This window comes from Streptomyces sp. RLA123 (assembly GCF_056270165.1).
Map to the genome: position 1 here is coordinate 1 of NZ_JBWDOR010000002.1, position 11,261 is coordinate 11,261.

The 11,261-nt window shown below is 67.2% G+C and carries 10 protein-coding genes and 4 pseudogenes; 4 read left to right on the top strand and 10 right to left on the bottom strand.

Annotated elements, in window-relative coordinates; genetic code table 11:
• Positions 1 to 127: 127 nt before the first annotated feature.
• Entirely contained in the window at positions 128 to 421 is a 294-nt protein-coding gene (locus RV983_RS00160) for a hypothetical protein (protein ID WP_475983711.1), read from the top strand.
• A 340-nt stretch (positions 422 to 761) separates the two neighbouring features.
• Here RV983_RS00160 and RV983_RS00165 read toward each other — a convergent pair whose 3' ends face one another.
• Complete coding sequence (locus tag RV983_RS00165; protein WP_475983712.1) at positions 762 to 2,168, bottom strand: replication-relaxation family protein; 1,407 nt, start codon at positions 2,166 to 2,168, stop codon at positions 762 to 764.
• 277 nt (positions 2,169 to 2,445) lie between these two features.
• On the opposite strand from RV983_RS00165, the pseudogene RV983_RS00170 reads away from it, so the two are divergent.
• Positions 2,446 to 2,591 (top strand): annotated as a pseudogene (locus tag RV983_RS00170) (IS3 family transposase); the annotation flags it as partial.
• A 270-nt stretch (positions 2,592 to 2,861) separates the two neighbouring features.
• Here the strand turns inward: RV983_RS00170 and RV983_RS00175 are convergent.
• The 3 genes and pseudogenes from RV983_RS00175 to RV983_RS00185 form a co-directional block, all read right to left on the bottom strand.
• Positions 2,862 to 3,194, bottom strand: coding sequence for a DUF4333 domain-containing protein (locus RV983_RS00175; protein ID WP_475983713.1), 333 nt, complete (start codon positions 3,192 to 3,194; stop codon positions 2,862 to 2,864).
• A gap of 313 nt (positions 3,195 to 3,507) precedes the next feature.
• Positions 3,508 to 4,333 (bottom strand): annotated as a pseudogene (locus tag RV983_RS00180) (transposase); the annotation flags it as partial.
• Between the two features lie 105 nt (positions 4,334 to 4,438).
• Entirely contained in the window at positions 4,439 to 4,687 is a 249-nt protein-coding gene (locus RV983_RS00185) for an HNH endonuclease (RefSeq protein WP_475983714.1), read from the bottom strand.
• A 109-nt stretch (positions 4,688 to 4,796) separates the two neighbouring features.
• Here RV983_RS00185 and RV983_RS00190 point away from each other — a divergent pair.
• Positions 4,797 to 4,931: pseudogene (locus tag RV983_RS00190) on the top strand (3-oxoacyl-ACP synthase); the annotation flags it as partial.
• Between the two features lie 3 nt (positions 4,932 to 4,934).
• Here the strand turns inward: RV983_RS00190 and RV983_RS00195 are convergent.
• The 5 genes and pseudogenes from RV983_RS00195 to RV983_RS00215 form a co-directional block, all read right to left on the bottom strand.
• Positions 4,935 to 5,015 (bottom strand): annotated as a pseudogene (locus RV983_RS00195) (integrase core domain-containing protein); the annotation flags it as partial.
• A gap of 145 nt (positions 5,016 to 5,160) precedes the next feature.
• Positions 5,161 to 5,778, bottom strand: coding sequence for an NADPH-dependent F420 reductase (locus tag RV983_RS00200; RefSeq protein ID WP_475983715.1), 618 nt, complete (start codon positions 5,776 to 5,778; stop codon positions 5,161 to 5,163).
• 103 nt (positions 5,779 to 5,881) lie between these two features.
• On the bottom strand, positions 5,882 to 6,793 hold the full coding sequence (locus RV983_RS00205) for an LLM class flavin-dependent oxidoreductase (RefSeq protein WP_475983716.1): 912 nt from the start codon (positions 6,791 to 6,793) through the stop codon (positions 5,882 to 5,884).
• Between the two features lie 9 nt (positions 6,794 to 6,802).
• Entirely contained in the window at positions 6,803 to 8,344 is a 1,542-nt protein-coding gene (locus tag RV983_RS00210; protein ID WP_475983717.1) for an MFS transporter, read from the bottom strand.
• A 68-nt stretch (positions 8,345 to 8,412) separates the two neighbouring features.
• Complete coding sequence (locus tag RV983_RS00215; RefSeq protein WP_475983718.1) at positions 8,413 to 9,147, bottom strand: SDR family NAD(P)-dependent oxidoreductase; 735 nt, start codon at positions 9,145 to 9,147, stop codon at positions 8,413 to 8,415.
• A 203-nt stretch (positions 9,148 to 9,350) separates the two neighbouring features.
• Between RV983_RS00215 and RV983_RS00220 the strand changes: the two genes are divergently transcribed.
• Entirely contained in the window at positions 9,351 to 9,818 is a 468-nt protein-coding gene (locus tag RV983_RS00220) for a MarR family winged helix-turn-helix transcriptional regulator (protein WP_475983719.1), read from the top strand.
• Positions 9,819 to 10,163: 345 nt separating this feature from the next.
• Here RV983_RS00220 and RV983_RS00225 read toward each other — a convergent pair whose 3' ends face one another.
• Positions 10,164 to 10,478, bottom strand: coding sequence for a MerR family transcriptional regulator (locus tag RV983_RS00225; protein ID WP_475983720.1), 315 nt, complete (start codon positions 10,476 to 10,478; stop codon positions 10,164 to 10,166).
• Positions 10,479 to 11,261: the final 783 nt, after the last annotated feature.

Here is an 11,261-nt window from a genome sequence, read left to right on the forward strand (position 1 = left end):
CCTTGGGTGCCGTTCTTCTTCCGGGGCGTCCGGTGGCCCACCAGGGCAGATGCCAGGGCCGGGGATTGACTGTGGCCGTGAGATGACGGAGGGTGACATTCGGAGGAGTGATCGGGGGGAATGGTCTATGGCGGAGTACCGCCTCACGCTGGCCCACATCGTGCGCGTCGGTCGGCTCACCACGCATGTGGCGTTGAACGCGTGGGCTCACGGTCAGGTCACCGTGCCGGTGGACACCCTCGTCTTGGTGGAGATCAGCGGCCTGTCCTGGCAAGAGCTGTGCGGGGCGGTGTTCGAGGTCCTGGCCAATACCGCCGCGGCCACGGACACCGACGTCGAACCGCACGACTGGCGGCTCCTGGCCCTCGGTGACGGCCCACAGACCCCCGTGGCCCGCTCGTGGAGCGGCGTGACCACCTGACCGGGAGTGCCCGCACTCCAGCGCGGCCCCGCACCCGGCACACCGGCCCGCCCTATTGGAGCCCAGACCTCTCCCAGGCTATCGCTGGAAGAGGTGTCGCCGTCCCGAACCGGCTTGCCCACCCCGCCCGACCAGCAACAACACCACGGCTGCGGAGACCGGCGTTGCTACCTTCGGTGCACCGCTCGGTGCACCGGTGGGGGCTACCCTCCACACCACCGTCCAGACCACTGTCGGAGCTACCCGCGCCAAGCAGTACGGGCAACGCCGATGGCATCCGGCGGCAGCTGCGGGCCTGGGCAGACCCCTGCGGTGCTGGCAGGCGGGGCTTGCCCACGGGTCAGGTGCGGAAGCGGGCAAGCCAGCCGCCGGCCCTGCGGGCGGCTTCGGCAGCAGCTGCCGCCTCTTCCTGCTCCCGGCGTTCGCGTTCTTCCTGTTCGGCCTGGAGCGCGGCGACCCTCGCGCGGCTTTCGCAGTCCTCGCACAGTGTCGGGTGCCAATGGGCGTTGGCCTCGGGGGATCTGCGGGCGGCTTTCCACCGGGTGTCGGGGAACTTCGCTCCGCAGTCCGCGCAGGCCGGGCGCTTGGCCTCGCGCTCGGCCGCTTTCTGCTCGGCCTTGCGCTGCTGTTCGGCCTCGTACGCTTCCTGACGGGCGATCTGCGCCGCCCGGGCGCGGGCGTGGGCGGCGTCCTTGCGGGGGTTGCCGAGCGCGTCGGTGAGGGGCTGCATGTCGGTTCGGCCGAAGCGCTGGAAGACGGCTCCGGCCGGGCCGTGCTTGCGCAGGTTGTTCAGTCCGGTCGCGATGATCGGGATCTTCTGGTCGTACAGGTGATAGCCGTCGCGATCCCATTGGCCCTGCCACAGGTGGCGGGTCAGGTCGGCCAGGCGGGGGACGGTGAGGTCCGGGTTGCGTTCGCCGATGCGGTGGAAGACCAGCAGCACCGGCGGGTGCGGCATGTCGTACCCGAGTTGGCCGCCTGGGGCGGGCCAGCGGGTCCGCCACATCGGCCGCTCCGTGCCGTCGGTGTCCTTCACCTGCCGTTGGAGGAACCGCGCGTACTTCTCCAGCTTGTCCGCGAGTTCCTCCGCCGTCTCGTGGCAGTTGTCGACCTCGATGAACAGCAGCGGCACCCCGTCCTGCCGGGCGGTCAGCACAAGGTCTGCCTGGGCGCCGCCCCGGCCCGGCACGTTCCACGTCCCCGTGGCCGGTAGAGGGACCTCCGTCGCGTAGGAAGCGATGCTGCCGATCCCGGCCGGAGCGTCGACCACCGCGCGGGCCGCCGCGAGCGCTTCGGGCGGCTCGCTCGTGAGCCGGGTCAGATCCGGCTTCGGGCGGAGCAGGGCGATGACGGTCTCGTTGACGGACAGGGCGTGTGCGGCTCCGCTGCTGCCCGCGCCGCGGGCCGGGCTGCCCATCTCCGGCAGTGGGCGGCGTAGTTCGTGGGAGGCGGCCTTCAGGCCCGCGGGGGTCAGGTTGCGCAGGGTCTCGGCGCCCTTGGTGGTGCCGCCGTTCTCGGCCAGGCCGTGCCTGCGCAGATCCGACAGCGCCCCGGCATGCGCAGCCGTGCGGGCGGTCTTCTGCTCGGCCGGGGTCTTCTTGAGGGTGTGCCGGAACGACAGGTGCGGTGCGGCGATCCGCTGGATCTGATCAGTCGTGGCGACCTTCAACACCCCCAGCACGCGCAGCACATCACCGCGCAGATCATTCGACGACCCCGCCGGATTCGCCTTCCGCTTGCCCGTCATCGGCCCCGCCCCCTTCCCGTCGTCGCGGCCGGCCCCAGCCGGACGCCCCACCATCCCTATGGCCCCAGCGGCCCGAGCGCCCCCTGCGGGGCCCCGGCCCCCGGGAGCCCGATGGTCTCCTCCTCCACTGACAATAAAGAGCTGTGACGGTCCGAGAGACACACGAATTCCTGTGCTGACCAGGGATTTTCTCCCCGCCCCGGGTACGGGGCACCCAAGTGGGGACCGCAGGAGAACCCCAAGCGGCCCGGCCAGGAACCCCCGACAGCTTGCCCAATGGGCCACCCGCAAGGAACTGCGGATCGCGATCGTGACCTGGATCGAAAGGACCTATCACCGCCGCCGCAGACAAACCGCACTCGGCCGATTGACCCCGTCGAATTCGAGACCGTCATGACCACACCGGCCCTCCAGGCCGCGTGAGCAAACCTGTCACCCGAACCTGCATCAGACCCGAGGGTCGTCGGTGCAGCGCGCGCAGAGTCTGGTGACGAGGGCCTGGATGTCGACGCGCGGGGCGGCGCTCGCCGTCGACGTCATACGGGAAGGCCACGGGGCCGCCGACGGTGCTCAAGGACGCGGGGGCCGGCGCTTCGGCCGGGGCAGCGGACGAGCAGCCGCCCAATACGGCGAGGGACGCAAACGCGAGGGCGCAGCATCGGGTCGTCGCAGGCTTGTGACACCACGCTCGAGCTACTTCGAGACTGAGAGCTCTCCTTGATCGCTGGTGATCTCGACGTATACCGTCTCAGGGTTGGTGTCTCCGTAGACTCGACAGTCGAACTTGGTGCCTTCCTTGACCACGACGGACAGAGGGCAGGCCACGTAGGCCCCGGGGTTGTCCTTCTTCAGGCCGCCGACTTCACCCGCCACCCGCTTCTCCAGGGCTGTCTGATCCAGCACGCGCGGTGGTTCCACAGAGATGGGGCTCGAGGTCACCTTGATCGTGACCGCTACTGCGCAGGCAGCGACCACGACCAAGGACAGCGCTATGACAGTGCGAGCAAAGCTTCGATGATCAGTCACCCGAGCAGTCCTACCGGACCCCTACTCAGGTGACAAGGGACAGTCGGACGCCAGATCGTGACCGGCCGCGAACTCGCCTCCGTCCAGCGGGACTTCACATGCGGTCCAGCCCTGCTCGGACGCGGATGACCACGGCCACCGCCCGCACCGACGACGTCCGCACCAACTGCGCCCCAGCCGACAACGCCACACCCGTCACCGCACCGCCTCCCCCAACGGAAGGATCCCGGACGCCATCGGTACGAGACGCGGGGCCGTGGGAGTGTAAAACGTTCGGCTCTGTTCCGTAGTCGGTGGTGACGGTCGGTGGTAGTCATTGGAGCAGGATGCGGTGACGGAGTAGGTCGAATCCTGCCCGGCCGTGCATCTGGCGCATGATCTTCTTGGTTCGGGTATTGGTGCCCTCGGTCCGACCGTTGTGGTGGGGCAGGGTGAGGCTGGCGTTCACAGCCGCGCGGTCGAGTTCGAGGCCGTTGCAGAAGCTGTGCAGGTGGGGCAGGTCGGCGGTGCGGGCGGTGGTGATCCACTGGGTGAGTTTGTCGTTGTTGGCTTGGGCCGGGGTCAGGAGCGCGGCGAACTCACCGGTGAGCCGGGCGAGCGCGGTCATCTCCGGGCAGGCCGCGGCGAGAAGGCCGAGCAGGGCGGTGTCCTTGGTCCACAAGCGATCGGGGTGGGTGAGCAGGAGCCGGGCGAGGCGGCGGGGGTTGTCACAGGACGGTCGCCTTCGGCACGGCCCTGGTTGAGGTAGCGGACCAGCAGGTTGGCACTGCCGGTGTAGCCCAGTTCCCTGATCTCGTGGAGAAGGTGGGTGGCGGGGACGGCCGGGTTGTCGGAGCGGCGTCTGCGCAGGTGGTCGCGGTAGGGGTCGACCAGGGTTGGCCGGTAGCGTGGGGCGATGCGATCGGCGGACGGTTCGGGGATGCGGGCGTAGCGCTTGACGGTGTTGAGGGCGAGGTTCAGTCTGCGGGAGCAGTCGAGAAGGCCGACGCCGGAGTCGAGTAGGGCGTGGATTTTGTGCCCGCGCTCGCGTGTGGTCTGCTCGCGGACGCCGCCGGGGCGGGGCGGGTTGACGGTTTGGCACAGCAGGAGGCGTGGGTGCGGACCGCTGCCAGGACCTTGTCGCACAGGTTTCGCCATAGAGTACTGGTGGGCCGTTGGCGAGGTGCTTGCTGAGCAGGTCCTTTTCCCACGGCCCCCTGCCCGAACGACGCATGCGACTTTCACCGCACGTCGCTCTCCAGTGACTACTCCGTGAGTGCTGGGACGGGCTTCTTGCCGTGGATGCCCGCGTGACAACTTGCGCAGACCACAAGGGCTTTGGGGTGTCGCGCGGCCATGAGATCTGCCCACGGCGGCCGGGCTCCCGATCTTCCGAGGTCCGCGAGCTTGGCGACGTGGTGAACTTCCACCTCGTCGACGTGTCCGCATGACTCACACCGTCCGGCGAGGAGCCGGGTGACCAGCTCCTTGCGTTTGGTGTTGACGGGAGCCAACCGACGGTCGGTGCTGAACGTCTTCTTTATCCGTCGCAGCGGAATGCCGCCGAACCGTCCGACCAGCGGTTTCCTGCCGGTGCGTTCGACGCGGGCCTCGAAGACTCCCGACCCGATCTCCGAGGCCGCAGGACTGGGCCTGGTGCAGGGCGCCCCCGCAGCCGGCGACCTGACCATCGCTCAGGTCGACGCGTTCGGCTTCGGAGGGATCAACGCCGTCGCGATCGTGGAGGCAGCGCGATGAGCGGGACGACTGTCGTCGGCGCCGGTTGTAGTCCTCCTTCCAGTCGCTGATCACGACTCGGGCTTGGGCCAGCGACCAGAAAGATGTTGATGTTCAGGTGGCCCAGCAACGGCGTCCCTGGACACGGTTGCCCTCAGTCACTCAGGTCGTATCAGTCATACAGCCGCGTACTTACCTCTCTCGGTCAGCACGGGAAAGCCGAGACGGCCAGCCCAAACCGAAAGGGTGTTCAGCGGACTTCGGCGCCGAGGGCGATGTCGAAGCCTGCGCCGTTGCGGGCCAGCCCCATCAGCAGGATGCCGGTCCATTCGAGGACCGAAGCCATCTCGAGCCCTCCCGTGTCGAGGGGCCGCAAGTCGATGCTCTCCAGAAACGCCGCGACTTGGGCCTTCGCTGCGGCGTCGTCGCCGGCAACAAAAACGTCCAGGGGCGTGTCGTGAGCGAGGACGTGGCCGAAGACCGAGTTCAGCGCCTTCACGACGGGTGTGCCCTCGGGGGCGGCAGCAGCGATCTCCTGGGCCGCCGAGCTGTCTGGGGTGGTCGCGAGTCCGCTGGCGTCGGCGTTGAAGGGATTGGAGATGTCGACGAGGATCTTGCCGGCAAGCGCGTCGCCGTAGTGAGTGACCACGTCGACTGCGCCGGTGTACGGGACGGCCACGATGACGATGTCACCTGTCGGCGTTGCGCCGAGCGCGCCGACGGTGGCTCCGTGGCCGATCTGGTCGGCCAGCGCCAAAGCCTTGGCGGTGTTGCGGCTCATGAGCTCGATCGCGTGGCCGTGCTTGGCTGCCCGGGTGCCGATGGCGGTGGCCATGTTGCCCGAACCGATGATGCTGATGGTGGTCATGACGTGTTCCTTTGCTGTCTATGGAGCTGCCGGGGTAAGCGGTGTGTTGCCGGTCTGATGGGGCTGCATCAAGCGCTTTGGTCACGCAGCATTGGTTCGCGGACTAGTTGCGTTCGCGGGCGACGTGTTCGCGTACCGCGGGGATGGTTTCAGCGGCGAAGCGCTCGATTACGTCCTGGTCGTCGCTGGCCAGAATGAAGATGCTGACGCCGTCCTCGACGGCCAGCTGGGTCAGTGCCTCCGGCGTCTGCTGGCCCGGGAAGATGTTGAGTAGACGGGTGATCTCGCGGGGATCGCGGCCGGCGGCCCGGGCGGCATCGTCGATGATCGCGTTTCCCTTTGACACGCCGCCCGGCTCCATCATCGGCAGCGACGGCAGCCAACCATCGGCCTTGCGTCCCACCAAGCCCTGCATCTTCGGCTTGTGGGCGCCGAGCCAGATCGGGATCTCGTGGGCGGGCGCGGGTCCACGCTCGGCGCCGTGGACCGAATAGAACTCGCCGTCAACATCCACGCCGCCGGGCCCGTCGGCATCCCAGACCCCGCGGATGATGTCGATCGCCTCGTCAAGGGCCGCAACGCCCTGTAGCGGGGTCAGCCGCCGTCCGCCGATCGCCTGCACGGCATCCCAGTAGAAGCCGGCTCCGAGTCCGAGGCTGGTCCGTCCACCGGAGAGCAGGTCGAGGCTGGCCGCCGCGCGGGCGAGTACGGCGGGGGGCTGACGCAGCGGCAGGTTCAGCACGTTGCCGGACACTCCGATGCGCTCGGTCCGCGCGGCCACCCAGCTCAGCAGAGTCCAGGTATCGAGAAAGCTCGACTGGTAGGGATGGTCCTGGAAGGTGACGAAGTCGAAGCCGAGCCGCTCACTTAGCTGCGCCAACTCGACCGGACGGCTCGGCGGGGAGTTGGTGGGACCGAGGAATGTTGCGAAACGCAGGGGATGACCGTAGTCAGGCATCGATGTCTCCTTCAGTCGTTCGTTCGTGGTCAGCCGCGACGCGACGTCGTCGCGCACAGCGTGTCGTCAGATCAGGGCGCTGACGATTTCTTCGAGAGGCTCGGGCTGGCCGGCCTCGTGGTGAAGGCTGGTGCCACCGCGGATCAAAGCACCGCAGACGACAGCGGCGGCCCAGAACAGGCCGGCGGCCCACCAGAAGCCGACAGTGAACCCGTGCACGGTGGCACCAACAACGGCCGTGCTGCCATGGTGGGTCAGGTAATGGTGGGTTGCGGTAGCGACGAAGGTGCTGATCAGGGCGACGCCGAGCGCCGAGCCGAGCTGCTGGGAGACATTGTTGAGCGCCCCGGCGGTGCCGGCGTCGCGCGGTTCGACACCCAACTGCCCGACCGCGACGGCCACGACGGCGGCCGAGCCAATACCGGTTCCGATCAGGATCAGCCCGGGCAACACCCAGGCCGCGTACGGGCTGCCCGCATCGGCCTGGGCCAGCAAGGCCGCCCCGGCACCGGAGGCGATCAACCCGGCGGCGACGATGACTCGCATAGTCAGGCGCTGGAGCAGCACGCCCTGGGTCAGCGTCGCCACCACCCCGACTGTGACCATCAGCGGCAGGAACGCGACGCCGGTCGTGATCGGCGAGTAGCCCAGCACGCCCTGGAAGTAGTACGTCAGGAACAGAAACACTGCGAACACCGCCGCGTTCGCCAGGAAGAGCGTCAGATAGGCGGCACCGCGGTTGCGGTCGGCGAGCACGCGCAGCGGGATGAGCGGGTGCCGATCGACCTTCTGAAGCACGACGAAGCCGACCAGCAGAAAAACACCGGCGATCAGCGGGGTCAGGGTGACCGCCGAGCCCCAGCCGTCGGTCTGGGCCTTGGCCGATCCGAAGACCAACCCGAAGATTGCCGCCGAGCCGACGACAGTGCTCGGCACGGAAAGCTTGGGCTTGTCGGGTTCGGAGGAGTTGTGCAGCAATGTGAGTCCACCGATGATCCCCACGACCGCGAGGACGATGTTGACGTACATGCACCAGCGCCAGCTGACGTAGTCGGTCAGCAACCCACCGAGCAGCAGGCCGATGGCGCCGGCGCTGCCGGACACCGCTCCGAAGATCCCGAACGCCTTGTTCAGCTCCTGGAGGTCGGCGAAGATCACGGTGATCAGCGACAACGCGGCCGGCGCGAGAATCGCGGCGAACCCGCCCTGAACGGCCCGGGCAGTGATCAACGTGCCGATGTTCGGGGCGGCGCCACCGACGGCGGAGGCAATCGCGAAGCCCAGCAGTCCCACGATGAACATGGTCTTGCGGCCGTACGCGTCGGCGAGTCGGCCGCCAAGCGGTAGCAAACTGCCGAAGGCCAGCACGTAAGCAGTGATGACCCACTGCCGGTTGGCGTCAGAGAAGCCCAGGTCGGCCTGCGCCGAAGGCAACGCCACGTTCACGACAGTCGCATCCAGCAGGATCATGATCTGGGCGATCACGACGACGCCCAGAGCCATCCACCGTCGCTCGTAGTAAGGATTGTGGGGAACTGTCGATTGCGCTGCGTCGGCTTTCGCGACGACTGAGACGCCGGGGGCCCTGGATGCCTCGTTACTGCCCATTTTCTCTGCTCCTCGCGCGGTCAGGTCGGAGCGCCGACACGAGGCACTCCTCTGGTCGGCACTCGCCGTTAGATCTGGCTGAACCCGCCGTCGACGACGAGGTTCGCGCCGGTGATGAAGCTGGCGTCCGAGGAGGCCAAGAACAGCGCGGCAGCCCCGATTTCCTCGCTGGTTCCCAGCCGTCCCAGCGGGATGGCGGCGGTGATCTGTTCCCGAAACTCGGGGGGCACGGTGCTGAAGAGCGCGGTGTCGATCGAACCGGGACTGACGACATTCACCCGGATACCGCGGACCTTCAACTCCGCGGCCCAGGTGCGGGCAAGTGAACGAACGGCGGCCTTGCTCGCCGAGTAGACACCGGCACCGGGGATGCCCTTGGTCGCGCTGGTCGTGCCGTTCAGGATGATCGACGCACCGTCGCTCATCAACGGCAGCAAGTACTGAACGGTGAACACAGTGCCGCGGAAGTTCACGCCCACAATCGCATCGAACGTATCGGGGGTGATACTTCCCAACGGGTCGGACACCGACGCGACGCCAGCGCTCGCAAATAGGACGTCGACTCGTCCGTGGTGCTCCCGCACGGTCTCGGCCAAGCGAGCCAGGTCGTCCAGATTTCCCGAGTCCGCCTGTACGCCCGTCACGTTGTGGCCGATGGCCGCGACCGCCTCGTCCAGTCTGTCCCTGTCTCGCCCGGTGATGAACACGTAGGCGCCTTCGGACACGAACAACTTGGCCGTCGCCAACGCCATCCCAGAGGTTGCTCCAGTGATCACGGCGACCTTGCCATCAAGTTTGAGCATGTTGACCTTTACGTTTCTGCCGGCCGAAAGGCCGATCGATGTGTAAACCTGCGAGGTACGTCGGGCCGGCGAGTTGACGCCGCTCGTGCGAAGCGCTCCGCAAACGGGGCTGGTCTCCCGTTCACGGCTGCATGCCTACCGTAACAGATGCGTGCGCGCGCATGTAAACGGGCGAGCATCCAGTTTGGGGTATACTGCCGAGCGTGAGGGCACCCGTGTCGCAACCGCGAATCATTTCCCCGGACCAGGTCAACGGCTGGTTTGCGCTGCTGCTCACCCACGCCACGGTCACCGGGCGGATCGACGCCGTGCTGATGGACCAGCACAAGCTCTCGTTCAGCACCGTCGAGATCCTGTGCTGGCTCCTGGAGGCCGAGCCTCAGTCGGTTCGAGGTCTGTCTGGCGAACTCGTCAGCGTCAGCCCGACCAGAGCATCACGGTTGGTTCAGGGACTGATCGATGCCGGGCACCTACAACGTGGAGCCGACCAAGGCGACGGTCGGGTGTCGCTCATCAGCTTCACCAAGAGCGGACGGCACTTCGCCGAGACGGTCAGACGAACCTTCGAAGATTCGGTCAAGAAATATTTCGTCGATCCCCTCAACGACGATGACATCGCTGCCATCACCCGGATATGGGCCAAGCTCGAAAACGCAGAAGGTCCTAGTTGAGGGAATCCGATTCGCCCTGATCGCTGCCCTCTCCCGGCGACACGAGACCGATCAGCGGCTGTCGTCCGCTGTCCGGACTTCGGGCGACAGGACCGCGCGATGCTGGGATGGATCGCTGCGACGACCACACTGAGCCGCTGCCATCCGTGAGCGATCGCGACATTCGCACCTTACGTCGTCGAAGAAGCCCGAACCCCACCCCAACAGGACGCGGTCCTCGCACCAGCGCTCTCGGCGATGAGCTGATAGCCGCCGACTGGCCGGACCCCGAGAACTGATCCACGGTTGGTGTGAGTCGTTCATCGGGGGGTGCAAGCGGCAGTGAGGTGACCCCCGGACTGTAGGTCAGATGTCGGCCGCGCGGCGGTATTCGGCGTTGATGCGCTGGGCTTCTGCGAGCTGGTCTTCGAGGATGACGATGCGGCAGGCGGCCTCGACCGGCGTGCCTTGGTCGACGAGTTCCCGGGCCCGGGCGGCGATGCGCAACTGGTAGCGGGAGTAACGGCGGTGTCCGCCCTCGGAGCGGAGCGGGGTGATCAGGCGGGCTTCGCCGATGGCGCGCAGGAAACCCTGGGTGGTGCCGAGCATCTCGGCAGCCCGTCCCATGGTGTAGGCGGGGTAGTCGTCGTCGAGACGGCCGAACGAGTCGTCTGCTGTCATTGCACCTCTCTGTGAAAGCGCGCTGAGGGGCCCTGGTGCCGTATGGCACCAGGGCCCCGAAGGAACTGCTACACCATCTGCCGGCTCTGGAAGTACGCCGGCCTTCTGTTTCCGCCCACCCGACCGGACTGCTGCCGGGGGTGCGGGGATCGCGGATGCGTGACCGGAGACCACCTCACTATCGATGTCCTGCGGTACCCGGGCTCACAACGTCCGCCCGGGCGATCCTGATGGCGCTTCGCTCCTCCGTTCTTCCCTCGGGAATCCATCACTTACCTACTGCGGGTACTGCTCTCCTGCGTACTGCTGGTGATGCGAACTGCTCAGTGACCTGCCACAGCGCCACTGTCCGGCAGCCAGCCCCGTCGCCCGTCCTGCATCTGCTCCGGCTTGGAACCCCACTGCCGAACCTCCCGGTGCGCGCGCCCGCAGCCGACGCCTTCACCGAGGTACTGCCCACCGACTTCACTGCTGGGTACTGCGCACTGCACTTACCGGTACTGCTCACGGTGGCCCCTGATCACTGCGGGCCACCCGGTCCGGCCGCCAGTCCCGTCACCGTCCTGCAACCGCTCTGGCTCCGGGACTCCACCACCGCACCGTCCTGCGTACTGCAACTGGCTGTACTGCGGTACTGCTGCCCGGCAGGTCGTCTCTGCCAGGCCCTGCTGTCTCTCTGGGCTACGAGAGAAACCATAGCCACACCACCGCCCAATGTCTACTCCGGCCAACATAGATTTTTGGGCGCTGGACGGTGAGGTAATCGACCTCGAACAGCAACGT